The organism is Diaphorobacter sp. B2A2W2, from assembly GCF_056730635.1.
Map to the genome: position 1 here is coordinate 460711 of NZ_JBWZOR010000001.1, position 24129 is coordinate 484839.

Here is a 24129-nt window from a genome sequence, read left to right on the forward strand (position 1 = left end):
TTGAATAATGAATTCACGGCTTTTTCCTTCCCTGCTCGCGTGGCTGCGCTGCTTTGAAGCGGCCGCACGCCACGGCAGCTTCACGCGCGCGGCGGCGGAGCTGTGCATCACCCAGGGCGCGGTGAGCCAGCAGGTCAAGCAGCTGGAAACCTGGCTGGGGCGCCCCCTCTTCGTGCGCACGCCCCGCACCCTCATGCCCACGCCCGAGGGCAAGTGGCTGGCCGTGGTGCTGCGTGAGAGCTTCGGCGCCATCGAGGACGCCCTGTCGCAGATGCGTGTGACCGACGATACGCCGGTGGCCACGCTGAGCTGCTCCCCCTCGTTTGCCATGCAATGGCTCACGCCGCGGCTGGGGGATTTCTTTCGTGAGCACCCGGACGTGGGCCTGCGCGTGTTTGGCGAGTTCCACCGGCTGGACCGCACCCGCATGGTGCGCGACGGGGTCGAGGCGGCAGTGCGCTTCGACCTGGGCGGCTACACCGACCTGCGCGCCAGCGTGTTCCTGGATGAGTGGCTGATTCCCGTGGCCAGCCCCGCCTTCCTGGCCGCCCATCCTGACCTGCAGTCACCCTCGCAATTGCGCGGTGAATGGCTGCTGCACGACAGCAGTGCCTGGGAGGGTGCCGACCCATTCGAGGAATGGCAACACTGGTGCGCCTGCACGGACACAGCGCCGCCCGCCTGGGGCGCCGGGCAGCAGTTCAACCTGTCGCAATTGGCGCTGAGTGCCGCCCTGGCGGGCCAAGGCATTGCCATGGGGCGCGCGGCCCTCGTGCTGGAAGACGTACAGCACGGGCGGCTGGTGCCGCTGTTCGGGTGCAGCGTGCGCTCGCGGGCGTCGTACTCTTTCGTCACCACGGCGCATCCCAGCCCGCCGATGCTGCTGGTCAAGGAATGGCTGGCGCTGCAGGCACAGCGCTTTGCGGAGTTGCGCGGGGCTCTGCTGCCGTGTCCCGCTTGAAAAAAGAAACTTACAAAGCGCTTTTTAATAAAAAAGCGTATAAAGGATGGCATGACGCATTCGTTGATCACCACATTGGCAGAGGTGCGCAAAGCCCGGCGCATCACGCAGGCCGACCTGGCCGCACAAGCCGGCCTGTCGCGCATGGCCGTGCAACGCACCGAGACGGGGGACGTGGACCCGCGCTTTTCCACCCTGGCCGAGATGGCCCGCGTGCTCGGCATGGAACTGATCGCCGTGCCGGCCGAGTTGAGCCCCGCGCTGCAGGCCTTCATCCAGTCGGGGGGCAAATTCCTGGGTCAGCCCTCGGGAGCGGACGCCCCCCCCTCGGTGGTGGAGAGCCTAGGTCGCTGATCAAGACGCACGATGAGTACCGCCATCCGCTACCTGCGCCTGTACCTGCACCGCCCTGCAGCGCAGGGAGGCGGGCGGCGCGGTATCGGCTACCTGTCCCAGTACGGCGACATCCTGCGCGTGTCCTTCGATGAGGACTACATCGCCGACCCGCAGCGCCCCACCCTGTCGCTGAGCTACCGCGGCGCGAACGAGGCGGACACGCAGCAGATCCTGCGCTCGGCGCGTGACGCCCGCTTGGTGCGCACCGACGGGCGTTGGCCGGCGTACTTCCAGAATCTGCTGCCCGAGGGCCACAACCGCGACCGCCTGGCGCGCGAACGCGGCTGCGCGCCCGACGACGAGTTCGAGCTGCTGGCCGCCGCCGGCCACGACCTGATGGGCGCGCTGGAGGTCGAACCCGTGCCCGCCCAGGAGGGCGTGCCCGACGTGGTGCGCTACTGGCACACCACGCAGGGCCTGGACGTGCTGGAGCCCGGGTTTGTCGAATACCCGGTGGAAGACGCCGCCTCACTGCCCGGTGTGGTCACCAAGTTCAGTGCCGTGCAGGACGGGCGCCGCTACCTCGTCAAGCGCCGCGGCGCCGCCGGCAGCGTGATCCTCAAGTTGCCCACCACGGCCCACCCGGACCTGGTGGCCAACGAGTTCACCTGCTACCAGCTGGCCGGTAGCCTGGGCCTGCATTGCGCCCAGGCGCGCATCATCACCCGCGCTGAGGCGGAGCTGCCCGAGGCCGTGCCGTTCGACAACATCCTGGCCGTGCAACGCTTCGACCATCTGGCCGACGGCACCCGCGTGCACATGGAGGAGTTCAACCAGGCCCTGGGCTACGCGCCGCGCCAGAAGTACGGCAAGGGCCTGTTGCAGGACTGGGCCACCATGCTGCGCGTGGTCGATCGCCTGAGCGACCAGCCCGTGCAGGACACCCGCGAGTTCTTGGCGCGCATGGTGGCGTTCATCCTCATGGGCAACACCGACGCGCACCTGAAGAACTGGGCCCTGGTCTACCCCGACGGGCACACGCCGCGCCTGGCGCCGCTGTACGACCCGGTGTGCGTGGCTGCGTTCTTCGAAGGAGCGACCGAACACCAGTACGCGGTGAATCGCGCCATCGACCGCAGAATGCGCGCGCTGGACTGGGACGCACTGCAGGCCCTCGTCAAGACCGCCGGCCTGTTGCGCATACCGCGCCACCTGGCACTGCTGCGGGACCTGGTACGCCGCGCGCAGGCCGACTGGCCCGCACTGCTCGCTGACGCCCCCTCCACGCTGCAGCGCACCGTGCAGGCGCGGCTGGCGGGTGGCATCGCACTCACGCACCCATAACAGTCGGGCCCGGTCCAGCCGGGTGCGGCACCCACCCCCGTCGGTGAAAAGCCTGTGAGGCCACGCCCCGCACGCGCAGGAGCCGGCGCAGCAGCCCGTTGCCCGACAGCCTTTGCCACAGGGTGCTGCCTAGATGGACGTGCAAACCGGTGCCTGCCCCAAGTCTGGCCATCGTCAGTCACAGCCATGAGGCGGCGGCGACCGCGCCTTCATTGGCCAAGGGATAAGCCAAGCCCCGCCGCGGTCCCTCAGCGGCTCTGCATCCATCCAGCAGCCTCATCCATCAAATGCCCGCGAAACACTTCGGCAATGGGCGACAGCCGCTTGCCCTTGGGCCAGACCAGGTGCCACTGCGATTGGATGGGAAAACCCTGCACGTTCAGAATGGCCAAGCCATCGAGGTGCGGACCCAGCGCGTGCCGCGAAACGATGGAAACGCCCAGCTGCCCTTGCACCGACTCCTTGATGGCCTCGTTGCTGCCCAGCTCCAGTACCGCAGCGGGCGCAAAGCCCAACTGGCGCAGATGGGCGTCCGTCGCCATTCGTGTGCCTGAGCCTTTCTCGCGCAGGATGAACCGCTCGCTCTGCAACTGCGGCAAGGCCACCCGTTTCTTGGCGGCCAGCCGGTGCCCCGCGGGAGCGATGACCACCAGCGGGTTGGGCATGAGCACGTGGTCCTCCAGCGGCAAATCGCCCGGCGGCATGGACATCACGTAAAGGTCGTCCTGGTTGGCACGCAGACGGGTGATGACATGGTCGCGGTTGAGAACTTCCAGCGAAATGTCGATCTGTGGGTGCAACTTGCAAAAGCTGCCCAGCAGACGGGGAACGAAGTACTTGGCGGTGCTCACCACCGCCACCTTGAGCCGGCCGCTGGTCAGGCCCTTGGCGCCCGAAATGCCCTGCTCAAACGCATCCCACTCGCCGGCGATGGCGCGGGCGGTGCGGGCCAGGGCCTGGCCCGCCTCGGTCAGGTACACGCGGCGCGACACCACCTCGTACAGCGGCACGCCCACCGCTTGCGCCACCTCGCGCAACTGCATCGAAGCCGTGGGCTGGGTCACGTGCATGAGCTTGGCGGCGGCGCTCACGCTGCCGGTCTCGGCCAACGCAAGAAACAGGCGCAGTTGGCGAAAAGTGATATTCATAGATTTTTATCTATAGATAACCGCATTCGAATCGATTTTACTTTGCCCCCTGCCCTCTCTAGCATCGCCTCCCATCACCCATGTGGAGTTGAAGAATGCAAAGTTTGCTGGACCCTGCGGTCCTTTTTTTTGCACTGGGCGCGTTTGCGGGCCTGGTACGGTCCAACCTGGAGATGCCTGCGGCCATCTCGAAGTTCTTGTCGATTTATCTGCTGACGGCGCTGGGCCTGAAGGGCGGCTTTGCGCTGGCGGCCTCGGGCTTCACGGCCAGCGTGGCCAGCAGCCTGGGGCTGGCGGTGCTGTTGGCCGTGGTCGTGCCCCTGGCGGGCTACGCGCTGCTGCGGCGGGTGCTGTCGGGCTTCAACGCGGCGGCCGTGGCGGCCACGTATGGATCGGTCAGCGCGGTGACATTCGTGACCGCCACGCAGTACCTGGAATCGCAATCCATCTCCTACGGCGGCTACATGGCAGCGGCCATGGCGCTGATGGAGTCGCCCGCCATCCTCCTGGCCGTGATGCTGGCCAATGCGCTGCGCCAGCGCCAGGCGGTGCCCGCAGCCCATGCTGCGCCCGTGCTGGCCGTTTCTGCTTCAGGCGCCGTGGCCCTGGCCGGCCCCGGCGGGCTGGGTGCCGCGGGCCCCACCCCAGCGGGCAAGGCCGGTCCGGCCTTGTCGGTGGGGAAGATCCTGCGCGAATCGTTCACCGATGGCACCCAACTGCTGTTGCTGGGCGCCATGCTCATCGGCCTTGTCACGGGCGAGGCAGGCAAGGCTGCCATGCAGCCGTTTTCGGGTGACCTGTTCAAGGGCATGCTCTGCCTGTTCCTGCTGGACATGGGCCTGTCTGCCGCGCGCAATCTGCCCGCCGTGCGCAAACAGTCGCCCTGGCTGTTGGCCTACGCAGTGTGGGGTCCGCTGGTGCATGCCAGCGTGGCGGTCAGCCTGGCGTGGCTCGCCCAGGTGCCCGCGGGCGACGCCGTGCTGCTGATGGTGCTGGCCGCCAGTGCGTCGTATATCGCCGTGCCCGCCGTGGTGCGCTATGCGATACCCGAGGCAGATCCTTCGCTGTACGTCAGCCTGTCGCTGGGTGTGACGTTTCCGCTCAACATCCTGCTGGGCATCCCGCTGTATACGCAGGTGGTGTTGCAGTTGTGGGGTGGTTAACGGGTTGGGCACCAAAGCGCATTGCCCGGCGGTGGCATCCACTGCCGGGCATATGCCAACTATTTTGCTATCAATAAAGTAGCTTCAACCGCTTATCCAACCCGCGCCAGCTCGTCTTTTCACTCAGAACTTTCGGCACCTGCCGAGCGCAGCAGGGCGGCTGCCGCGTCGGCTTTCATCGCGAGGGCGCAGCCCAAGGCGGTGTTGCCTTGCAGGTCGGCCGCGCGCGGGTTGGCGCCGCGTGACAGCAGCAGTTCGACCACGGCCGGGTGGTTGAACAGGGCGGCGAACATCAGCGGCGTACGGCCATCGGGCGAAGGCCCGTCCACGGCCGCACCACCGTCCAGCAGCAGGCGCACCATGTCCACATCGCCCTTGAAGGCGGCGCCGGCCAGCGGCGTCTGACCGCGGCCGTTCACCAGCCCCGCATCGGCTCCGCGCGCCAGCAACAGCCGCGCGGCCTCGGCATGGCCGTGGTAGCTGGCCAGCATCAGCAGGCTGTCGCCCTGGGCATTGCGCAGGTCGGGCGGCAGGCCGTTGTCCAGCCACAGCGCCAGACGCGCGGCGTCGCCCTGGCGCGCGGCGTCGAACACCTTCTCGGCAAAGGCCAGGGTGGCTTCGTCCAGGGCGGGGCGTTCGGGCGTGGCGGTCATGGGGTTCTCCAGCGTCAAGGTGTGAGCCATTGTAGGAACGGGCGCCCTGCCCCGCCGCGCAATTGCGCTAAGGCTTCGATAGCTTGACAGGCCGCACGGGTCAATGCCCTGTGGCCTTGGAGAGCAGCTGGATCACCAGCACGCCGCCCACGATCATGGCCATGCCGACGACGGCCGGCAGGTCCAGCTTCTGCCCATAGAGCAGCCAGCCGACCAGCGATATCAGCACGATGCCCAGCCCCGACCACACGGCGTACACCACGCCCGTGGCCATGTGGTTCATCACCTTGGAGACGAGGTAGAACGCCACGCAGTAGCCCAGCACCGCCAGCGCGCTGGGCCCCAGCCGCGTGAGCCCCTGCGAGGACTTGAGCGCCGAGGTGGCCACCACCTCCGCCACGATGGAGATGCCGAGCAGAAGGTACGGATGCATGGGTAAGAAAGTGCGGTGCGTGCGAGATTTATCAAAATGATAGCTGCTCGCGCTTGATGGGAAAGCACTCCAGGCATATTTGGCTTGAAATTCCCAGGCTACACCCTACCCGCCCGTGCAGACCAGCCGCTGCTCGCCCAGCCCCGTCGCGCCCAGCCGCATCACGTCGCCCGCGCGCAAGAAGCGCGGCGTGGGCTTCTGTCCCAGGCCCACGCCGGCGGGCGTGCCGGTGAGCACCAGATCGCCCGGCTCCAGCGTCATGAACTGGCTGATGTATGCCAGCACACGGGGCACGCCGAAGATGAAATTGCGCGTGTGGCCGTCCTGCATGCGCTGGCCGTTCACCTCCAGCCACAGCCCGATGGCGTGCGGGTCGGGAATCTCGTCGGTGGTCACCAGCCAGGGGCCCACGGGTGCGAAGGTGTCGCAGCCCTTGCCCTTGTCCCACTGCCCGCCACGCTCCATCTGGTAGCTGCGCTCGGACACGTCGTTGGCCAGCACGTAGCCGGCCACATGGGCCAGCGCATCGGCCTCGGCCACCTGCTGCATGCGCGTGCCGATGACGATGCCCAGCTCCACCTCCCAGTCGGTCTTGAGCGCGCCGGGCGGGATGCGCACGGCGTCCGTGGGGCCGCTGAGCGCGCTGGTCGCCTTCATGAACAGCACGGGCTCTGCCGGCGCGGGCAAGCCGGCCTCGGCCGCATGGTCGGCGTAGTTCAGGCCCACGCAGACGATCTTGCCGACACCGCCCACGGGGCAGCCCAGGCGTGTGCCGGGTACCACCGCGGGCAGGCGCGCGGCGTCGATGGCGGCCAGCGCGGCCAACGTGCGTGGCGCCAACTGCGTGGGGCCGATGTCCGGCAGCAGCATGGACAGGTCGCGCAGCACGCCCTGGGCGTCGATCAGGCCGGCGCGCTCCGCGCCGGGTTGTCCGTGGCGGACGAGTTTCATGGGTGTCTCCGTGGGTTTGATCGGGACGATCTTATGCACGCCATCCCGTTCATCCATCGCATCGACTGATGGCCGCATCGCGTTTGGCGATGGCGAGGCCGGCACGGCCGCCGCGCGGCACGCGTACGATGCGCAGCTTCGCCGCCCCGCCATGCACCCCCACATCCCCGAATCACCCGCCAGAACCGCCGAGGACGACCACCCACGCCCGCACAGCCTGCGGGAGCTGTTCTGGGCCTTCACCTGGCTGGCGCTGCAGGGCTTTGGCGGCGTGCTGGCCGTGGTGCAGCGCGAGCTGGTGGAACGCCGCCGCTGGATGAGCAACGAGCAGTTCGTCGAGGACTGGGCCGCCGCGCAGATCCTGCCGGGCCCGAATGTGGTGAACCTGTCCATCATGGTGGGCGACCGCTACTTCGGCCTGCGCGGCGCGCTGGTGGCCGTGGCGGGCATGCTGTTGCTGCCGATGCTGCTGGTGGTGGTGCTGGCCGTGGTCTATGCCGGCTTTGCCGACCAGCCCATGGTGGCCGGCGCTCTGCGCGGCATGGGCGCCGTGGCCGCAGGCCTGGTGGCGGGCGTGGGCTGCCGCCTGGCCGCATCGCTGCGCAAGCACCCGCTGGGGCCCTGGGCCTGCGGCGCCATCGCGGCCGCCACCTTCGTCGCCATGAGCGTCCTGCGCCTGCCGCTGGCCTGGGTGCTGCCCGTGGTGGGCGGCGCGGCCTGCGCCCTCACCTGGCGCAAGCTCGCTCCCGCGGGGCACTGACGCAGCCATGGCCGCACCGCTGACCTTGCACCTGCAGCCGCTGGACTGGCTGAACCTGTTCCTGTACTACCTGTCGCTGTCGCTGCTGGCCGTGGGCGGCGCCATCGCCACCGCACCGGACATGCACCGCTTCCTGGTGGAGCGCCAGGGTTGGCTGACCGAGGTGCAGTTCAACACCTCCATCGTCATCGCACAGTCGGCTCCCGGGCCCAACGTACTGTTCATCGCCCTGCTGGGCTGGAACGTGGGCCTGAACGCGGCCGGCACCGGCACGCATGCGGCCTGGGCCTTCGGCGCGGTGGGCGTGGCGGTCTGCATGCTGGGGGTGCTGCTGCCCAGCAGCCTGCTGACCTGGGCCGCCACGCGCTGGGCACACCGCAACCGCGAGCGCCGCTCGGTGCGCGCCTTCAAGCAAGGCATGGCACCACTGGTGATCGGCCTGCTGCTGGCCACGGCCTGGGTGCTGGGCAGCGCCCATGGCGAGCCCGCGCAAGACTGGCCACTGTGGCTGCTGAGCGCGGCCACCACCCTGCTGGTGTGGCGCACGCGCATCCACCTGCTATGGCTGCTGGGCGCGGGGGCGTTGCTGGGCGCGTTCGGCTGGGTCTAGCGCGGTGTCAGGGCTGGCGCGCGCGACGGTAGTCCGCCAGCGCCCGCACCGTGGTGCACAGCAAGCCATGCGCACGGGCAAAGCGGGCCACCTGTGCGCCGCGCGCCATGCTGCCGTCGGGGTTCATGAGCTCGCACAGCACGCCCGCAGGCGGCAGGCCGGCCAGCACGGCCAGGTCCACGGCCGACTCGGTATGGCCGTCACGCTCCAGCACCCCGCCCGCGCGTGCCACCAGTGGGAACACGTGGCCCGGGCTTACGACCTCGGGCGCGCACCCCGGCGCCGGAATGCGCAGGGCGCATCGCACGGTCTGCAGGCGGTCGGCCGCCGACACGCCGGTACTCACGCCATGCGCGGCCTCGATGGACTGGGTGAACGCGGTGGAGAACGCCGAGCGGTTCACCTCCACCATGGGCCGCAGCCCCAGCGCCTTGGCATGCGCGGACGTCAGGCACAGGCAAACGATGCCGCTGCCCTCACGGATCATGAGCGCCATGGTGGCCTCGGTCATGTTGGCGGCGGCGCAGACCAGGTCGGCTTCGTTTTCGCGGTCGGCGTCATCGAGCACCAGCACCGGGCGGCCGGCCGCGATCGCGGCGATCACCGCGGGCAGGGGCGCGAGCGTGACCTCCTGTGGGAGATCGCCAGAGGCGGACAAGAAAGTGGCGGGAAAAGACATGAAACGCTCCTCGGTTGAAATGAAGAAACGCCTCAAGGCATGCAAGAAGCACCCACGCGCGCCATGGGCCCGGGGCCCGGCACGCGCGAAGCACACGGCCGCGCCCAGGGCGCTGGGCCCCGGTCGCGGCACGTCTTCTTTCATCCGGACTATGACCGTCGGCCCCGGACTGGGAGTGGCCTGCGCCGCCCCGCACCGGGTCTGCTGACCCCCGGTTGCACTGATGGCAACCGGGGCGCTCGCGGGCTCGCGGTGCAAGAAAACCTCCATGCGCCGCCTACCGCCGGTGGGGAATTCCACCCCGCCCTGAAGACCTGCCGATTATGGCGCCTCAACCATCGGCGGCCCGTCCAGCAGCAATGGCAGCAAACGCGCCGCCGAACCACGCAGCACGGCGTGGGCGATACCGTCCAGCTCGCTGGCCGCGGTGTTGACCACCACCACGCGCGCACCGGCATGGCGCGCCTGGTGCGCCAGCCCTGCGGCCGGGTACACGGCGCCCGCGGTGCCCACCACCAGCATCAGCTCGCAGGACTGCGCCGCCTGCTGCGCCGCGGCCAGCACCGGCAGCGGCAAGGCCTCGCCGAACCAGACCACGCCAGGGCGTACCAGGTTGCCGCAGGTGGGACAGCGCGGCGGGTGGCCGGGCGCGGCGTGGGCCAGATCGCAGCAGGCACGCGGACGGTCGAGCCAGCGGTCGGCCGTCAGGTCACCATGCAGGCACAGCACATCCGGGCTGCCGGCGCGCTGGTGCAGGCCGTCCACGTTCTGGGTGATGAGCGTCAGCCGCCCGCGCCCGTGCTGCGCAAACGCCGCCAGCGCCCGGTGGCCCGCGTTGGGCTGCACGCCCGCGAGCAAGCCGCGGCGGTGGGCGTACCAGTCCCACACCCGCGCGGGCTGGGCCCTGAAGCCGGTCTCGCTGGCCATCTCCATGGGGTTGAACTGCGCCCAATAGCCCGTCTGCGCATCCCGGAACGTGGGGACGCCCGACTCGGCGCTGATGCCTGCGCCTGTCAGCACCGCGATGCGGCGCGCATCGCGCACCCACGCCCGCACCTCGTCCAGCGGGGTGCAGGGGCCGGAGGTTCCGGCATCGTCCGTCATGCCGCGGCCTCGGCCAGCAGGCCCTGCTCGACCATGGCGACCAGTCGCTCGGCCAGCGCCTGGCAGCCAGCCTCGTCCAGGCCGCGCAAAGGGCCGTCCAGCATCAGCATCGCCATGCCATGCACGGCGGACCAGGCCATGAACTCGGCGCCCGGGCGGCGTGCGGGTGGCAGCAGACCGGCCTGCACCATGCCGTCGATGGTGTGCCCCAGCAGTTCGAACGGATCCATGCCGCTGGCCCCGCGCGCCGCATCATCGTCCGGCGCGCGCTCGTCCACATCAAAGGGCCGCGCCACGAAAGCGGTGCGGAACAGGCCCGGCTCGTGCCGCGCAAAGCGCAGATAGCCCAGGCCCACGCCGCGGAACGCGGCGCGTGCACGCTGGCGCGGATCGCGCAGCCGACGCGTGGCATGGATCTCGGCCTCGATCGCGCGCGCCAGTTCCGACAGCGCCACCGCGCGCACGGCTTCCAGCAGCGCCTGGTGGTTCTGAAAATGCCGGTACGCCGCATTGGGCACCACACCGGCACGGCGCGTGGCTTCGCGCAGCACCACCGCGGCAGGGCCGCCTTCGCGCGCCAGCGCCACACCGGCGTCCAGCAGCGCGCGCTTCAAATCCCCATGGCGGTACGTGGCACGCACGGGGCTCAGGTCTTCATTCGGCATTTACGAGTTTTTACAGATACACCGTCCACATTTATCGACGCAGCCCGAATACACTGCAAGTGTACATTGTCCACAAAGGAGTTGCGCCATGGAACCCGACAGCTACATCGACGGCTTCGTGCTTGCCGTCCCCACTGCCAACAAGGAGACCTTTCGCCAGCACGCCAGCGAGGCCGCGCAGATCTTCAAGAAGCACGGCGCCCTGGAGATCGTGGAATGCTGGGGCGACGACGTGCCCGAGGGCAAGCTCACCTCCATGCCCCTGGCCGTGCAGCGCAAGGACGACGAGACCGTGGTCTTTTCCTGGGTCGTGTGGCCCTCGCGCGCGGTACGCGATGCCGGCATGCAGGCCGTCATGGACGACCCGCTCTGCCCCAAGGACATGCCTTTCGATGGCCAGCGTGTGATTTATGGCGGGTTTCGCGTGCTGGTCCACGCGTAAACGGCGCGCACCTCTTCCCCGTCTACTCCCCTCAAACCACCCCAAGGAGACACCATGCAGTTCACGCCCTACCTCAACTTCGACGGCAACTGTGCCGAGGCATTTGCCTTCTACGCCAAGCTGTTCGGCGGCACCATCGTCCACCAGAGCACCTTTGGGGAGATACCTCCCTCCGAAAACATGCCCCCGCTGCCCGAGGCAGCCAAGAGCCGCATCATGCATGTGCAGCTGCAGATCAAGGACCAGTCGTTGATGGGATCGGACACCATGCCGGCCATTCCCGGGCAGGACCCGAATGCCTGTGGTGGCGGCTACCAACTGCCGCAGGGCCTTTGGGTGTCGATCCAGGCCGCCGACGCGGCTGAGGGGCGCCGCCTGTTCGATGCGCTCAGCGCCGGCGGCGAGACCGTGATGCCATTTGCCGCGACCTTCTGGTCGCCCGGCTTCGGCATGGCGCGCGACCGCTTCGGCACGCCGTGGATGGTCAACGTGACGGCACAGGCCTGATGCCCCACACACAAGGAGGCCGTATGTCCGACCGCACCGTTCGTTTGCACCGGGTGCTGCGCACCACGCCGCACAAGCTGTATCGCGCCTTCCTGGAGGGCGACGCCATGGCCAAATGGCTGCCGCCCCACGGGTTTACCTGCAGGGTGCAACAACTCGACGCCCGCGTGGGGGGCACCTTCCGCATGTCGTTCCACAACTTCGGCTCGGGCCAGTCGCACGCCTTCGGCGGCGAATACCTGGAGCTGGTGCCGGGGGAGCTCATCCGCTACACCGACCGGTTCGACGACCCGAACCTGCCCGGCACGCTGGAGGTCACCGTCCGGCTCACGCCCGTGAGCTGCGGCACCGAGCTGAGCATCACCCAGGCCGGCATTCCGCAGGCCATTCCGCTGGAAATGTGCTACCTGGGCTGGCAGGAATCTCTCACCCAGCTGGCCGCGCTGGTGGAGCCTGACATCCCGGGTTAAAGGCCCAGCAGTCCCGACTCAGCAGGAGCACCCCATGACGCAACCCGCCAAAAACACCGTCTGCCTGTGGTTCGACGGCACTGCCGAAGAAGCCGCGCGGTTCTACGCGACAACCTTTCCCGACTCATCCGTGAGCGCGCTGCACCGCGCGCCGGGGGACTTTCCGTCAGGCCACGAGGGCGATGTGCTGATGGTCGAGTTCACGGTGCTGGGCATCCCCTGCCTGGGGCTCAACGGCGGCCCGGCCTTCAAGCACAGCGAGGCTTTCTCGTTCCAGGTGGCGACCGCCGACCAGGCAGAAACCGACCGCTACTGGAATGCCATCGTGAACAACGGCGGCCAGGAAAGCGACTGCGGCTGGTGCAAGGACCGATGGGGCCTGTCCTGGCAGATCACGCCCGTGGCCCTGACCCGCGCGGTGACCGACCCCGACCGCGCCGCAGCCAAGCGCGCTTTCGACGCGATGATGCAGATGCGCAAGATCGACATTGCCGCCATCGAGGCGGCGCGCCGCGGCTAGGGGCCGGGCGCCTTCCGCGTTCAGGCGCGCTGGCGCAGCGCCTCGTACAGGCACACCGCGCTGGCCACCGACACGTTCAGGCTCTCGACAGCGCCCTGCATGGGGATGCCCACCAGTTCGTCGCAGGTCTTGCGCGTGAGTTGGCGCATGCCCGGGCCCTCGGCGCCCAGCACCAGGGCGACCGGGCCTTTCAGGTCCACTTGATACAGCGTCTTGTCGGCATCGCCACTGGTGCCGATGACCCAGATGTTGCGCTCCTTGAGCTCGTTCAGCGTGCGCGCCAGGTTCGTGACCATGAAGTACGGCACCGTCTCGGCCGCGCCGCTGGCCACCTTGGCCACGGTGGCGTTGATGCCCACCGCATGGTCCTTGGGAGCGATCACCGCATGCGCGCCCGCGCCATCGGCCACGCGCAGGCAGGCGCCCAGGTTGTGCGGGTCGGTCACGCCGTCCAGCACCAGCAGCAGCGGATTTTTCACGCCACGGGCCTCCAGCTCGTCCAGCAGCTCGTCCAGTGTGCGCACCTGCGCCACGGCCTCGACCCGCGCAGCCACGCCCTGGTGGCCATGGCTGCCGGCCAGCTTGGCCAGGCGCAGGCCGTCGGCTTCGATCAGGCGCGCCCCCGCCTCGCGTGCGCGCTCCAGGAACTGGCGCATGCGCGCGTCGCGGCGCGTGGGCTCGTAATAGATCTCGATGATGCTTTGCGGCGCGGTCTTCAGGCGCACGCCCACGGCGTGAAAGCCGAAGAGGACTTTGGGGGAGGACATGGGTGGCGATTATCCCGCCAGCGACCCCACTGGCACCGTGGCGCGGCGCAGGCCACCGCCGGGCAGCCGCTAAAATCCGCGTTTCTTCCCTTGACAAACGGGCCGCTGCCACAAGCGGCGCCGCTTGCCTGACCGCCTTCATGGCCGTCCCTGTGGCGGCCGCGCCTGCCACAAGGCGCCGCGCTGCGCGGCCTGCGCAGCGGCTCAGGCCCTCCTTCTGTTCAGATCATGATCCTCTCTCCCCTGTTGCGCTGGGTGCAGCGCACGAGCCTGGTCACCCAGATCGCCATCGCCGTGGTCATCGGCATTGTGCTGGCGGCTGTATGGCCCGCCGCCACGCCCCACCTGTCCATTCTGGGCGCGTTGTTCATCTCGGCCCTGAAGGCGGTGGCGCCGGTGCTGGTGTTCGTGCTGGTGATGGCCGCCATCAGCAACCACACGCCGGGCGAGACCACGCACATCCGCCCGGTGCTGGTGCTGTACGCGGTGGGCACGCTGGCCGCGGCCACCGTGGGTGTGGTGGCCAGCATGTGGTTTCCCAGCACGCTCACGCTGCAGGCGCCCGCACAGGCCGCCGCGGGGCCGGGGTCGGTGTCCGAGGTGCTGATGAACGTGCTCAAGAGCGTGGTCGAAAACCCGGTCAAGGCGCTGCTGGAGGCCAACTACATCGGCATCCTGGCCTGGGCCATTGCGCTGGGCCTGGCGCTGCGCCACGCCAGCGCGGGCACGCGCGCCATGCTGCAGGACGGCGCCGCGGCCGTGACGCAGGTGATCCAGCTGGTGATCCGCCTGGCGCCCCTGGGTATCCTGGGCCTGGTTGCCAGCACCTTTGCGGAAGCCGGCGCGCAGGCGCTGTGGGGTTATGCCCAACTGCTGGCCGTGCTGCTGGGCTGCATGCTGTTCGTGGCGCTGGTGGTCAACCCGCTGATCGTGTACGTGGCGATCCGCCGCAACCCCTATCCGCTGGTGCTGATGTGCCTGCGCGAGAGCGGCGTAACGGCGTTCTTCACGCGCAGCTCGGCCGCCAACATCCCGATCAACCTGGCCCTGGCCAAGCGCCTGCGCCTGAACGAGGACACCTACAGCATCGCCATTCCGCTGGGCGCCACCATCAACATGGCCGGCGCGGCCATCACCATCAGCGTGCTGTCGCTGGCCGCGGCCAACACCCTGGGCGTCCAGGTAGACCTGCCGACCGCGCTGCTGCTGTGCGTGGTTGCGTCGCTGTGCGCCTGCGGCGCATCGGGCGTGGCCGGCGGCTCGCTGCTCCTGATTCCGCTGGCGTGCAGCCTCTTCGGCATCGGCAACGACGTGGCGATGCAGGTAGTGGCCATCGGCTTCATCATTGGCATCCTGCAGGATTCGGCCGAGACGGCGCTGAATTCCTCCACCGACGTGATCTTCACCGCCGCCGCCTGCCTGGCACAGGAGCGCAAGGCGCAGGTCTGATTCACCACCAGCTCGCTATCGATACGAGAGCTGCCAGCGCTTGCTGCGCATGGATTTCAAGATGGAATTCATTGGAAACCAGCTAGCATCAAGCGCTGGCAGCTATTCTTTCAGGAGTTATCGACCAGCCGTCCGGCCTCAATGGTGATGCGCCGGTCGCAGCGCGCGGCAATGCCGCGGTCGTGCGTGACCAGCACCAGCGTGGTGCCCTGCTCGCGGTTGAGGGCCAGCATCAGTTCCATGATGGTCTCGCCCGTGGCGAAGTCCAGGCTGCCCGTGGGCTCGTCGGCCAGCAGCACGGCGGGCTCCACCACGAAGGCGCGCGCCAGCGCCACGCGCTGCTGCTCGCCGCCCGACAGCACCTTGGGATAGTGCGTCAGGCGCTGGCCCAGGCCGACGCGCTCCAGCATGTCGGTCGCGCGGCGGCGTGCATCGCGGATGCCAGCCAACTCCAGCGGCAGCATCACGTTCTCCAGCGCCGTGAGGTTGCCCATGAGCTGAAAGCTCTGGAACACGAAGCCCACCTGCCGCGCGCGCAGTGCGGCGCGGTCATCCTCGTCCAGTGCGAACAGGTCCTGCCCACCCAGCCGCACCGTGCCGCGCGTGGGCGTGTCCAGGCCGGCGATGATGGACAGCAGCGTGCTCTTGCCCGAGCCCGACGCGCCCACGATGGCCGCAGTCTCCCGCGGCGCCAGGCGGAAATCGATATCCCGCAAAATCTCCAGCGTACCCGTGGAGTCCGTGACGGACTTGGACACATGCTCCACCGCGATGATGGATTCGGGCGGCATGCGGTCATTGGAAGCGGCAGGGGCCGTGGCGGCGGAGGTTTCGGACATGAAAGGTTCTCGGCAGTGAAGCATATGGTTCGGCGTGACTTTATCGTGGCGGGCGCCCTGGCCCTGTGGGGCGCGGCGCCCGCCCTTGCGCAGTCCGGTGGCAAGAAGCCCACCCGCGCCCCCGTGATCCTGGTGGTGGGCGACTCGCTCAGCGCCGAATATGGCCTGCCGCGCGGCACCGGCTGGGTGGCGCTGCTGGACAAGCGGCTGGCGCAGGAGAAGATCCCCGCCACGGTGATCAACGCCAGCGTGAGCGGCGACACCACCGCCGGCGGCCGTGCGCGGCTGGCCGCACTGCTCCGGCAGCACCAGCCCACGCATGTGGTGATCGAACTCGGCGGCAACGACGCCTTGCGCGGCCTGCCGCTGGCCAGCACCCAGGGCAACCTGGCGTGGATGACCGAACAGGCCCAGGCCGCGGGCGCGCGCGTGCTGCTGGTGGGTGTGCAGGTGCCGCCTAACTACGGTGCCAACTACACCCGGCAGTTCGCCGAGGTCTTCGAGAACGTGGCCCAGGAGCGCAAGGCAGCGCTCGTGCCCTTCCTGCTCAAGGGCGTGGCCGATGGGCCCGATCCCACGGCGCTGTTCCAGCCCGACCGCATCCACCCCACGGCCCAGGCGCACCCGCGCATGCTGGACAACGTGTGGCCCGCGCTGCGCGCCTTGCTGTAAACCATCGTCAGAGAATCAGCCGGCGCTCTGCGACGCCTGCGCGGGCGCAAGGGGCGCAGTGGGCGCCGCCACCGCCGCGCGGTAGGCATGCCAACTGGCATGCCCCAGCACCGGCCCCACCACCAGCAAGCCCGCGCCCCAGGCGAACAGCGACAACGCCACCAGCGCCGTGATGAGCAGGCCCCACATCAGCATCACGCCGGGGTTTTCCACCACCACCCGCATGCTCGCAATGCCGGCCGTGAGCGCATCGGTGTCGCGGTCCAGAATCATCGGAATGGACACCACCATGCTGGAGAACACCAGGGCCGCGAACACACTGCCCACCAGCAGGTACACGGCGACGAACTGCCAGTTGCTCGGGTTGAACACCGCCTGCACCACCCCCGTGGTGGACGGCATGCCGGTGTTGAAGAACACGGCAAACACCACGAGCGACGCGCGGCCCCACAGCAGTTCCAGCACCACAAGTACGAGTACCAGCATGCCCATGCTGCCCAGGTGGCGGTCCCAGCAGGTCAGCGATTCGCCCAGATCGGGTGCCAATCCCTGTTCGCGCCGGCGGCTGGTGTCGTACAGCCCCATGGCCAGGAAGGGGCCCATCAGCAGGCAGCCGCTGGCAAACGACATGGTGTATTCCGGCCGCGCCTGAAACACCCAGCCCAGCAGGAGTGCCATGCCCCAGAACCACGTACCGTAGAACAGCGCCACGCCGGGCGCGGCCATCATGTCGCGCGCCCCCAGCACGAGCCAACGCAGCGGGTCCGGCCAGCGCAAGGGGTTGAGAGTCACCGGTGCGGACACCGGCGCGGAGGTGACTGGCGCGGAAGAATCAGACATGGCGGTCGGCATCGCTGCGGCAGTGGCGTTGCTGCCACCTTAACCACCTGACTGCCTGACCACCATCAAGGAAACTACCACCCTCGCCGCGCCAGCCGCCAACGCATCAGGCAGCTCCAAAGGCCTGGTGCATCGCCTGCGCCAGGTCGGCACGCAGGTCGTCCACGGCCTCCAGCCCCACGGAGAAGCGCACCACGGTGCCGGGCCGCAGATGCGCGGTGGCGCCCGTGCGCATGCTGGGCAGGTCGTAGGGCACCACCAGGCTCATCGGCCCGCCCCAGCTGTAGCCCAGCTTGAACAGGCGCAGGCCGTCGCAAAAGGCATCCACCTGCGCCTGGCTGTGGCATGCGTCAATGACCACGCTGAAGAGGCCGGCGGCAGCGCCCTGCCCGCCATTGGCTGCGCCGCACAGCGCCTTCCACTGCGCATGGCCGGGCGATCCGGGCAGCGCCGGGTGCAGCACCTGGGCCACCGCGGGTTGCAAGCCCATCCACTGCGCCAGGTCGCGCGCGGCCGCATCGTGCGCGTGGTAGCGCAGCGCCATGCTGGGCAGCGCCCGCAAGACCGCTTCCACGTCGTTCGCTCCCACCCCCAGCCCGAGCCGCATGTGCGTGAGCTTGATGCGCAGGTGCAGCCCATCGTCGCGGGTGGTGATGCTGCCCATCAGCACATCGCCGCCGCCGCTGGGGTACTTGGTGAGCGCATGCACGGATACGTCCACGCCCAGCGCGCCCTCGGCACCCGCGCCATGGCCCAGCAGATCGAAGGGCGCGAAAGCCAGGCCCGCGCCCCAGGTGTTGTCCAGCACCGTAGCCACACCGCGTGCGCGGCAGATGCGCACCTGCTCCACCAGGTCGGGGAACTCCAACGTCACGGAGCCCGGCGCCTCCAGCCACACCAGCCGCGTGGCGTCGGTGATTTTGGATGCGAGGTCCGCCGGGTCCAAGGGGTCATAGATACGGTGGCGGATGCCGTAGTGGCGCAACTCCACCTCGGCCAGTGCCTTGTTGGGACCGTAGGCGTTGTCCGGGATCAGCACCTCGTCGCCCTGGTGCAGCAGCGCCAGCGATACGGTGGAAATGGCTGCCAATCCGCTGGGCACCAGCAGGCACTGCAGCCCGCCTTCCAGCGTGGCCAGGCGCTCTTCCAGCTGGTAGGTCGTGGGCGTGCCGTGCAGCCCGTAGGTGTAGCTGCTCTTGTCCTTCCACTCGCGCGCGCGCATTGCGGCGACGTTGGGGAAGATGACGGTGGACGCCTTGTGCACCGCTGGCTGCGGGGCATGGAAACCCTGCGGCGGTGTGTACTCGTGGTGAATGAGGCGGGTGGACAGGTCGGGTGTGGAGGGCTGCTTCATGCGCCGATGGTAGAGCCTGTCCCCCGCCCAGGCTCAGCCGCCGCTGGAGATGGTGAGGTTGTTGACCACCGAGGTCACGCCCGGTACGGCCTGCGCGATCTGGCTGGCGCGGTCACGGGCCTGCTCGCTTTTCACGGGGCCATTGAGCGTGACGACGCCCGCACGGGTGTCCACGTCGATCTTGATGGCGCTGAGGTCCGGGTCTTGCGCCAGGCCCGCGTTCACCTTGGTGGTGATGCCGGCATCGTCCATAAGGGCGGCTGCGTCGGCCGTGGCGTTGCGTGAAGCCTGCCCGGCTTCCTGCGCCGCGGATTCCATTTTTTGCTTGGCATCCTGGGCCGCCTGCTCGGTCTTGTTGATGGCGGAATCCAGGCGTTGCCCGGCCGTGGGTTCCTCGGCCTTGTTGCAAGCACTCAGCCCGGCGGCCAGGGCAGCGGCAGCGGCGAAAACGGTCCAGCGCGACGCTCGAAAAAGAGGGGGTGTCATGGGCATATCTCCTTCCAGTGGGTACGCGGTCCACTGTAGAAAGCACTGGCTGCCGAGCCGGTCGGAGAGGACCGAAACCGCAGTAGGACAACAGCGGCTTTAAGGCACGTGCCGACGCAAGCCTGGACAATCGGCCCATGTCCTCATCCTTGCTGCATCGCTGGTTTCCCTTTCTCTCCTGGCCCCGCCCGACATCCGCGCTGCTGCAGGGCGAGTTCTGGGCCGGCATGACCGTCGGGCTGATGCTGGTGCCGCAGGGCGTGGCGTACGCCGCGCTGGCCGGCATGCCGCTGGTGACGGGGATCTACGCATCGCTGGTGCCGGCACTGGTGGCCGTGCTGTGGAGCTCATCCACCCGCCTCGGCGTCGGGCCCACGGCGCTCACCAGCCTGCTCATCGGCGCGTCGATCACCGGGCTGGCCGAGCCCGGCAGCGCCCATTGGGTCACGCTGGCGGTGTGGATGGCCCTGCTGTCGGGCCTGCTGCAGCTGCTGCTGGGCGTGGTGCGTTTCGGCTGGCTGCTCAACCTGGTGACCTCGCCGGTGCTGGGCGGCTTCACGCAGGCTGCGGCGTTGCTGATCCTGGCCTCGCAACTGCCCGACCTGTTGGGCCTTCGCACCAGCTGGAGCGCACTGGCGGTCAGCCCGTCGCTGCACCACTTCGACCTGCGCGCGCTGGCGTTCGGCCTGGGCAGCCTGGGCTGCCTGGTGCTGGCGCGGCGCTGGCGCTCCAGCTTCCCGGCCGCCATCGTGGTGATCGCGCTGGCGGCACTCATCAGCTGGGCCATGGGCTATGCCGATGCCGACGGCGCCGTGATCGGCCACTTGCCCTCCGGCCTGCCGACGCTGTACTGGCCGGGATGGCTCTCGTGGGAAGAAATGGGCGCGCTGGTGATGCCGGTGATGGTCGTCACGCTGGTCAGCTTCCTGGAGACCGCCTCCAGCGCCAAGGTAGAGCACCACCAGGGCGGCACCCGCTGGAACGAGAACCAGGACCTGATCGCCCATGGCATGGCCAAGATCAGTTCGGGCCTGTGCGGCAGCTTTGCCACCAGCGCGTCGTTCTCGCGCTCCGCCATCAACCTGTATGCAGGCGCCAAGAGCGGCTGGGCGACGCTGTTCGCGCTGGTGCTGGTGCTGGCAACGCTGCTGTGGCTCACGCCGGCCCTGTACCACGTACCACAGCCGGTGCTGGCCGCCGTGGTGGTGACAGCGGTCACCAGCCTCATCAAGCCCGTCGGCATGTTCCGCCTGTGGCGCGTCTCGCGCGTGGAGACGGCCATCGGCCTCGTCACCTTCGGCCTCACGCTGGCCACGGCACCGCGCATGTACTGGGGCGTGCTGGTGGGCCTGCTCATGAACCTGAGCCACTTTCTCTACCAACGGCTGCACCCGCGCATCATCGAGGTGGGCCTGCACCCCGACGGCAGCCTGCGCGACCGCCACCTGTGGCAGCTGCCCCCGCTGGCGCCAGAGCTGCTGGCCCTGCGCATGGATGCCGAGCTGGACTTCGCCTCCGCCAATGCGCTGGAGCGCCGCGTGACCGACGAGCTGGCCCAGCGCCCGTCCATCCGCCACCTGTGCCTGTTCGCGCTGCCCATCAACCGCATCGACGTGACGGGGGTGGAGGCCTTCATCCGCCTGCGCGCGCTGCTGCAAAGCCACGGCGGCACGCTGCATGTGACCGGCATCAAGCTACCGGTACAGCACACGCTGGACAATGCAGGCGCGCTGGCGCCGGGACCCAACTTCGCGCTGTACCGCACCGACGCCGAGGCCATCGCGGCTCTGCAGAGGCTGGCTCCCCCCGACGCCGGGAACCCTGCCTCGGCGCCGCAGTCCGACACAAGTGGCCCAGCTCAGCCGCTACCGAAGCTATAGCTGCTACACTGCCGATAGATATTTGTTTCTGGTTGTGACAAACACCGCGTCCCCCGCTTCCGTCTCTCTGCGCGACCTGCGTCTGGCCACGGCCCATGCCCTGGTGGCGCAGTCGTTGGGTTCCGAAGTGTCCCTGCAGGGCCAGACGCCGCTGCTGTACCTGCAGAACCTCATCGACGGCTTGTGCGAACTCTCGCTGAAGGACCCGCTCACCGGGCTGGCCAACCGCCGCCACGTGCGTGCGGTGCTGGAGCGCGAGATCGACCGGGTCGCGCGCTCGGGCGAAGCCGCGCTGCTGCTGATGCTGGACATCGACCATTTCAAGCAGGTCAACGACCGCCATGGCCACCTGGCCGGCGACATCGTGCTGCAGTCCGTCGCGCGTACGCTGGAGAGCTGCGTACGCCCCATGGACACCGTGGCCCGCTACGGCGGCGAGGAATTCGCCATCGTGCTGCCCGCCTGCCAGTTCGGCTTTGGCCGGGTGATCGCCGAACGCGTGCGCCGCGCGGTCGAAGCCACGCCCGTGCGCATCTCGCCATCGCTCACGTTGAACGTCACCGTGAGCATCGGCGGCGCCTTCGCGCTGCAATGGATCCGCAGCACCACCGCCCTGTGGGCCGACCGGGCCGATGCCGAGCTGTACAAGGCCAAGCTCGGCGGCCGCAACTGCATCAGCATTGAAGAACAACCCGACAGCACGGTCACTGCGGAAGAAAAGAGTTTGCTGTTCGGCCCGCTATACACTCCGTCGGGATGGGGCGACCTGCCCCCGCCTTTGGATCCATCCACAGGCAGCGCCTATTGAAAGCCCAGTAGTGATGAACGACGCGCTGTCCCCCAACCCGACGACTCCACCGGCCGGCGCCGCTGCGCCGGCTTCTGCTTCCGTGCCCTCCACCACACCTGCCAACGCACGCATCATCGCCATCACCAGCGGCAAGGGCGGCGTGGGCAAGACCTTCGTGTCCGCCAACCTGGCGGCCGCCCTCACCCGCCGCGGGCACCGCGTGCTGGTACTGGATGCCGACCTGGGCCTGGCCAACCTGGACGTGGTGCTGAACCTGCACCCCAAGGTCACGCTGCACGACGTCTTTACCGGCAAGGCCCAATTGGAAGACGCCGTGATCAAGGCACCCGGCGGCTTTTCGGTCCTGCTGGCCGGCTCCGGCATGGTCGAGTACTCGCGCCTCACGCCCGAGGTGCGCAACGAGTTCCTCAACGTCATCCACACGCTGGCACCCCGCTTTGACGTGGTGCTGCTGGACACCGGCGCGGGCATCTCCGACGTGGTGCTGTTTTCCGTCTCGCTGGCGCACGAGGTGCTCATCGTCGCGACGCCCGAGCCCACGTCGCTCACCGACGCCTACGCCGCCATCAAGGTGCTGGCCACCCAGCAAAAGCGCCAGCACGTGCGCATGGTGGTGAACCAGGCCGCACGTCCGGGGGACGGACGCGCCATCACCGGGCAGTTGCAGCAGGTGCTGGACCGCTTCGTGACCACCGACACCGGCCGCCCCATGCGGCTGATCCACGTGGGGGACATTCCCGCCGACACCTCGGTGCGCGACGCCGTGATGCGCCGCCAGTTGCTGATGCTGCAGATGCCCGGCTGCCCGGCCGCGCTGGCCGTGGCCCAGTTGGCGAACAAGGTGGAGTCCACGATGCTCACGCCATCCCCCGAAGGACCGGGCGCAAATCGCTCCTGAAAAAATAGCTGCTAGCGCTTGCCCAACAAGCGTTACAGCCACTTTTGCCTTCAATAACTTACCCCAGAAACCTCCGCGGCGGCAGGGGAATGCGTTCGCTCTCGCCCGGGATGTGGCCCATGGCGTCGCGATCCCAGTCATCGGCGGCCTGCACGATGCGCTCCTTGCGGCTGGAAACGAAGTTCCACCAGATGTGGCGCGGGCCGTCCAGGGCGGCGCCGCCGATCACCACACACCGCGCCCCCGCCTTACCCGCGCGCACGCTGGTGGAGCGGCCGGGCTCCAGCAGCGCCAGCGTCTGCGCGGGCAACGCCCCGGCGTCCAGCCACAGCCCCTCGCTCACGGTGTAGAGCGCCATCTCGTCGGCAAGCGTGGGCAGGTCCAGCGCAGAACCCGGCTCCAGCTGCACATCCAGCAGCAGCGTGGGCGCAAACGTGGCCACGGGCGACTGGCAGTCGAAGGCCGCGCCGATCAGCACCCGCACTGCTGCGCCGCCATGCTGGTAGGCCGGAATCTGGTCCGCAGGGGTATGGGCGAAATGCGGCGGCACGTCCTCATGCGCCTGCGGCAGCGCCGCCCAGAGCTGGATACCGTGGTTCACATAAGTGCTGTGCGCGAGCGCGGGCGGGCGCCGCTCGGAATGCACGATGCCGCGCCCCGCCGTCATCCAGTTGATGGCGCCGGGCTCGATCTGCTGCAGCGAACCCAAACTGTCGCGGTGCAGGATCGCGCCCTCGAACAGGTAGGTGACCGTGGCCAGCCCGATGTGCGGGTGGGGCCGTACGTCATAGGCGGATGCAGGCGCCACCGTCGCGGGGCCGAAGTGGTCGAAGAACACGAAGGGCCCCACCGACCGGCGCTGCAGCGCCGGCAGCAGGCGGCGCACAGTGAAGCCGCCGCCCAGGTCCTTGAAGTGCCCGCTCAGGCGCAGAGGGCCCTGCGCAGGAATGGCGCCGGCGCTCATGCGCGCTCCACCACGGTGGTGATCTCGGTGGTCACCTGGGTCATGAGCTTGTGCACGGGGCATTTGCCGATCGCGGCCTGCAGCTCGGCGATCTGCGCATCGCTCAAGTCGCCCTGCACTTGCAGCCGTGTGGCCAGGCGATAGGTACCGCTGCGCTCCTGCGAGGCATCACGCTCCACCACAGTGCGCACGTCCTGCACGTCCCAGCCCTTGCGCCGCGCGTACCACAGCAGCGTGAGCGCCTTGCAGCCGCCCAGCGCGGCGTCGTACAGGTCGTGCGGGTTGGGGCCGGTGTCGTCGCCGCCTTCGGCGGCCGTGCCGTCCACCACCCATTCGTGGCTGCGGATGGTGAGGCGCTGGGCCATGGGGGTGCCCTCGATGCGCTGCAACTGGATGGTCATGGACGGCTCTCCTTCAGGGTTG

At 68.7% G+C, this 24129-nt stretch carries 29 protein-coding genes and 1 riboswitch; of the genes, 15 read left to right on the top strand and 14 right to left on the bottom strand.

What is annotated here, in order from left to right; translation table 11 throughout:
* Nucleotides 1-7 precede the first annotated feature (7 nt).
* From AC1PPL_RS02095 to AC1PPL_RS02105, 3 genes are read left to right on the top strand one after another with little or no spacing between them, the layout of a single operon-like run.
* Nucleotides 8-961, top strand: a complete 954-nt coding sequence (locus AC1PPL_RS02095) for a LysR family transcriptional regulator (protein WP_479972501.1) — start codon at nucleotides 8-10, stop codon at nucleotides 959-961.
* Between the two features lie 39 nt (nucleotides 962-1000).
* Nucleotides 1001-1315: a helix-turn-helix transcriptional regulator gene (locus tag AC1PPL_RS02100; RefSeq protein ID WP_333489991.1), complete on the top strand. Its 315-nt coding sequence runs from the start codon at nucleotides 1001-1003 to the stop codon at nucleotides 1313-1315.
* A gap of 12 nt (nucleotides 1316-1327) precedes the next feature.
* Nucleotides 1328-2641 (top strand): type II toxin-antitoxin system HipA family toxin, encoded by a 1314-nt coding sequence (locus AC1PPL_RS02105; protein WP_479972502.1) that lies wholly within the window; start codon nucleotides 1328-1330, stop codon nucleotides 2639-2641.
* A gap of 248 nt (nucleotides 2642-2889) precedes the next feature.
* Here the strand turns inward: AC1PPL_RS02105 and AC1PPL_RS02110 are convergent, their stop codons facing one another.
* Complete coding sequence (locus tag AC1PPL_RS02110; RefSeq protein ID WP_479972503.1) at nucleotides 2890-3789, bottom strand: LysR family transcriptional regulator; 900 nt, start codon at nucleotides 3787-3789, stop codon at nucleotides 2890-2892.
* Between the two features lie 95 nt (nucleotides 3790-3884).
* Between AC1PPL_RS02110 and AC1PPL_RS02115 the strand changes: the two genes are divergently transcribed.
* Nucleotides 3885-4952, top strand: a complete 1068-nt coding sequence (locus AC1PPL_RS02115) for a sodium-dependent bicarbonate transport family permease (RefSeq protein WP_479972504.1) — start codon at nucleotides 3885-3887, stop codon at nucleotides 4950-4952.
* 119 nt (nucleotides 4953-5071) lie between these two features.
* Here the strand turns inward: AC1PPL_RS02115 and AC1PPL_RS02120 are convergent, their stop codons facing one another.
* From AC1PPL_RS02120 to AC1PPL_RS02130, 3 genes are all read right to left on the bottom strand, one after another.
* Complete coding sequence (locus tag AC1PPL_RS02120; protein ID WP_411275689.1) at nucleotides 5072-5635, bottom strand: ankyrin repeat domain-containing protein; 564 nt, start codon at nucleotides 5633-5635, stop codon at nucleotides 5072-5074.
* A gap of 70 nt (nucleotides 5636-5705) precedes the next feature.
* Nucleotides 5706-6038: an SMR family transporter gene (locus tag AC1PPL_RS02125; protein WP_047350324.1), complete on the bottom strand. Its 333-nt coding sequence runs from the start codon at nucleotides 6036-6038 to the stop codon at nucleotides 5706-5708.
* A 105-nt stretch (nucleotides 6039-6143) separates the two neighbouring features.
* A complete protein-coding gene (locus AC1PPL_RS02130) occupies nucleotides 6144-6989 on the bottom strand; it encodes a fumarylacetoacetate hydrolase family protein (protein ID WP_011805466.1) in 846 nt (281 codons plus the stop codon).
* Nucleotides 6990-7140: 151 nt separating this feature from the next.
* Between AC1PPL_RS02130 and AC1PPL_RS02135 the strand changes: the two genes are divergently transcribed.
* Together AC1PPL_RS02135 and AC1PPL_RS02140 are read left to right on the top strand one after the other, a co-directional pair.
* A complete protein-coding gene (locus AC1PPL_RS02135) occupies nucleotides 7141-7749 on the top strand; it encodes a chromate transporter (RefSeq protein WP_103738715.1) in 609 nt (202 codons plus the stop codon).
* Nucleotides 7750-7756: 7 nt separating this feature from the next.
* Nucleotides 7757-8359, top strand: a complete 603-nt coding sequence (locus tag AC1PPL_RS02140; protein ID WP_011805468.1) for a chromate transporter — start codon at nucleotides 7757-7759, stop codon at nucleotides 8357-8359.
* Between the two features lie 7 nt (nucleotides 8360-8366).
* Here the strand turns inward: AC1PPL_RS02140 and ribB are convergent, their stop codons facing one another.
* The 3 genes from ribB to AC1PPL_RS02155 all read right to left on the bottom strand — a co-directional run bounded on the left by ribB (nucleotide 8367) and on the right by AC1PPL_RS02155 (nucleotide 10807).
* Nucleotides 8367-9038 carry a 3,4-dihydroxy-2-butanone-4-phosphate synthase gene (ribB, locus tag AC1PPL_RS02145; protein ID WP_479972505.1) on the bottom strand — a complete coding sequence of 224 codons (672 nt, stop codon included), beginning with the start codon at nucleotides 9036-9038 and terminating at the stop codon, nucleotides 8367-8369.
* A gap of 128 nt (nucleotides 9039-9166) precedes the next feature.
* Nucleotides 9167-9356, bottom strand: a riboswitch (FMN riboswitch).
* A gap of 3 nt (nucleotides 9357-9359) precedes the next feature.
* Nucleotides 9360-10142 (bottom strand): SIR2 family NAD-dependent protein deacylase, encoded by a 783-nt coding sequence (locus AC1PPL_RS02150; RefSeq protein WP_312302123.1) that lies wholly within the window; start codon nucleotides 10140-10142, stop codon nucleotides 9360-9362.
* A complete protein-coding gene (locus AC1PPL_RS02155; protein WP_479972506.1) occupies nucleotides 10139-10807 on the bottom strand; it encodes a TetR/AcrR family transcriptional regulator in 669 nt (222 codons plus the stop codon). The genes AC1PPL_RS02150 and AC1PPL_RS02155 overlap by 4 nt, the downstream gene beginning before the upstream one ends.
* Nucleotides 10808-10895: 88 nt before the next feature.
* Between AC1PPL_RS02155 and AC1PPL_RS02160 the strand changes: the two genes are divergently transcribed.
* From AC1PPL_RS02160 to AC1PPL_RS02175, 4 genes are read left to right on the top strand one after another with little or no spacing between them, the layout of a single operon-like run.
* Entirely contained in the window at nucleotides 10896-11249 is a 354-nt protein-coding gene (locus AC1PPL_RS02160) for a DUF1428 domain-containing protein (RefSeq protein WP_011805472.1), read from the top strand.
* A gap of 54 nt (nucleotides 11250-11303) precedes the next feature.
* Entirely contained in the window at nucleotides 11304-11756 is a 453-nt protein-coding gene (locus AC1PPL_RS02165) for a VOC family protein (protein ID WP_479972507.1), read from the top strand.
* A gap of 23 nt (nucleotides 11757-11779) precedes the next feature.
* Nucleotides 11780-12226, top strand: coding sequence for an SRPBCC family protein (locus tag AC1PPL_RS02170; RefSeq protein WP_312302119.1), 447 nt, complete (start codon nucleotides 11780-11782; stop codon nucleotides 12224-12226).
* 34 nt (nucleotides 12227-12260) lie between these two features.
* Nucleotides 12261-12746 carry a VOC family protein gene (locus tag AC1PPL_RS02175; RefSeq protein WP_479972508.1) on the top strand — a complete coding sequence of 162 codons (486 nt, stop codon included), beginning with the start codon at nucleotides 12261-12263 and terminating at the stop codon, nucleotides 12744-12746.
* A gap of 20 nt (nucleotides 12747-12766) precedes the next feature.
* On the opposite strand, the gene rlmB is transcribed toward AC1PPL_RS02175, so the two are convergent.
* Complete coding sequence (rlmB, locus tag AC1PPL_RS02180; protein ID WP_015913162.1) at nucleotides 12767-13513, bottom strand: 23S rRNA (guanosine(2251)-2'-O)-methyltransferase RlmB; 747 nt, start codon at nucleotides 13511-13513, stop codon at nucleotides 12767-12769.
* A 228-nt stretch (nucleotides 13514-13741) separates the two neighbouring features.
* Here rlmB and sstT point away from each other — a divergent pair, with 228 nt between their 5' ends.
* On the top strand, nucleotides 13742-14962 hold the full coding sequence (gene sstT, locus AC1PPL_RS02185) for a serine/threonine transporter SstT (protein WP_479972509.1): 1221 nt from the start codon (nucleotides 13742-13744) through the stop codon (nucleotides 14960-14962).
* A 110-nt stretch (nucleotides 14963-15072) separates the two neighbouring features.
* Here the strand turns inward: sstT and AC1PPL_RS02190 are convergent, their stop codons facing one another.
* Nucleotides 15073-15801, bottom strand: a complete 729-nt coding sequence (locus AC1PPL_RS02190) for an ABC transporter ATP-binding protein (protein ID WP_047350314.1) — start codon at nucleotides 15799-15801, stop codon at nucleotides 15073-15075.
* Between the two features lie 24 nt (nucleotides 15802-15825).
* Here AC1PPL_RS02190 and AC1PPL_RS02195 point away from each other — a divergent pair, with 24 nt between their 5' ends.
* Nucleotides 15826-16473: an arylesterase gene (locus tag AC1PPL_RS02195; protein WP_479972596.1), complete on the top strand. Its 648-nt coding sequence runs from the start codon at nucleotides 15826-15828 to the stop codon at nucleotides 16471-16473.
* 15 nt (nucleotides 16474-16488) lie between these two features.
* Here the strand turns inward: AC1PPL_RS02195 and AC1PPL_RS02200 are convergent, their stop codons facing one another.
* From AC1PPL_RS02200 to AC1PPL_RS02210, 3 genes are all read right to left on the bottom strand, one after another.
* Entirely contained in the window at nucleotides 16489-17325 is an 837-nt protein-coding gene (locus AC1PPL_RS02200; RefSeq protein WP_479972510.1) for a DUF2189 domain-containing protein, read from the bottom strand.
* 94 nt (nucleotides 17326-17419) lie between these two features.
* Complete coding sequence (locus tag AC1PPL_RS02205) at nucleotides 17420-18667, bottom strand: PLP-dependent transferase (RefSeq protein ID WP_479972511.1); 1248 nt, start codon at nucleotides 18665-18667, stop codon at nucleotides 17420-17422.
* Between the two features lie 33 nt (nucleotides 18668-18700).
* Nucleotides 18701-19153 carry a BON domain-containing protein gene (locus AC1PPL_RS02210; protein ID WP_312130452.1) on the bottom strand — a complete coding sequence of 151 codons (453 nt, stop codon included), beginning with the start codon at nucleotides 19151-19153 and terminating at the stop codon, nucleotides 18701-18703.
* 137 nt (nucleotides 19154-19290) lie between these two features.
* Here AC1PPL_RS02210 and AC1PPL_RS02215 point away from each other — a divergent pair, with 137 nt between their 5' ends.
* Genes AC1PPL_RS02215 through AC1PPL_RS02225 form a run of 3 tightly spaced genes read left to right on the top strand, consistent with a single transcriptional unit; the run spans nucleotide 19291 to nucleotide 22742 of the window.
* A complete protein-coding gene (locus AC1PPL_RS02215; protein WP_287984654.1) occupies nucleotides 19291-21033 on the top strand; it encodes a SulP family inorganic anion transporter in 1743 nt (580 codons plus the stop codon).
* Nucleotides 21034-21067: 34 nt separating this feature from the next.
* The gene (locus tag AC1PPL_RS02220) at nucleotides 21068-21841 is read left to right on the top strand and encodes a GGDEF domain-containing protein (protein ID WP_088886919.1); all 774 of its coding nucleotides are present in this window, start codon (nucleotides 21068-21070) and stop codon (nucleotides 21839-21841) included.
* Nucleotides 21842-21854: 13 nt separating this feature from the next.
* Entirely contained in the window at nucleotides 21855-22742 is an 888-nt protein-coding gene (locus AC1PPL_RS02225) for a MinD/ParA family protein (protein ID WP_015913156.1), read from the top strand.
* Nucleotides 22743-22800: 58 nt separating this feature from the next.
* Here the strand turns inward: AC1PPL_RS02225 and AC1PPL_RS02230 are convergent, their stop codons facing one another.
* Together AC1PPL_RS02230 and AC1PPL_RS02235 are read right to left on the bottom strand one after the other, a co-directional pair.
* Entirely contained in the window at nucleotides 22801-23706 is a 906-nt protein-coding gene (locus AC1PPL_RS02230; protein WP_479972512.1) for a pirin family protein, read from the bottom strand.
* The gene (locus tag AC1PPL_RS02235) at nucleotides 23703-24107 is read right to left on the bottom strand and encodes an OsmC family protein (RefSeq protein ID WP_015913154.1); all 405 of its coding nucleotides are present in this window, start codon (nucleotides 24105-24107) and stop codon (nucleotides 23703-23705) included. Before AC1PPL_RS02235 ends, AC1PPL_RS02230 begins: the two co-directional genes overlap by 4 nt.
* Nucleotides 24108-24129 lie beyond the last annotated feature (22 nt).